The sequence below is a fragment of the Microbacterium sp. GbtcB4 genome (assembly GCF_019091465.1).
Lineage (GTDB): Bacteria > Actinomycetota > Actinomycetes > Actinomycetales > Microbacteriaceae > Microbacterium > Microbacterium paraoxydans.
Genome location: NZ_JAGXJJ010000182.1, coordinates 1 through 265 on the forward strand (window position 1 = coordinate 1; position 265 = coordinate 265).

Annotated in this window: 1 protein-coding gene; it reads left to right on the forward strand. The window is 67.9% G+C overall.

All coding sequences use genetic code 11. From position 1 onward, the window contains the following. Positions 1-265, forward strand: a 265-nt coding sequence (locus KVS71_RS17635; protein ID WP_217585177.1) for an MscL family protein, incomplete at both ends; no start/stop codon positions are given.

A 265-nucleotide genomic window follows, 5' to 3' on the forward strand; every position in this document is an offset into this window, starting at 1 on the left:
ATCGCGCTCTTCCTCAAGGCCGATGCGGCCGGGAACTTCGGCACCCCTGTCACCAACATCTACGGCGAAGAGGACGTCTTCCCGATCGGCGACCTGATCTCGGCGATCATCAGCTTCCTCGCGGCCGCCGCGGTCGTCTATTTCGTCTTCGTGCTGCCGATGAACACCTTCAAGGCGCACGTCGAGGCACGCAGGGGCCCGCCCGCCGAGGAGCCGGAGGGGGAGCCGGCCGCCGCGACCGAGGCGGAGCTGCTCGTCGAGATCC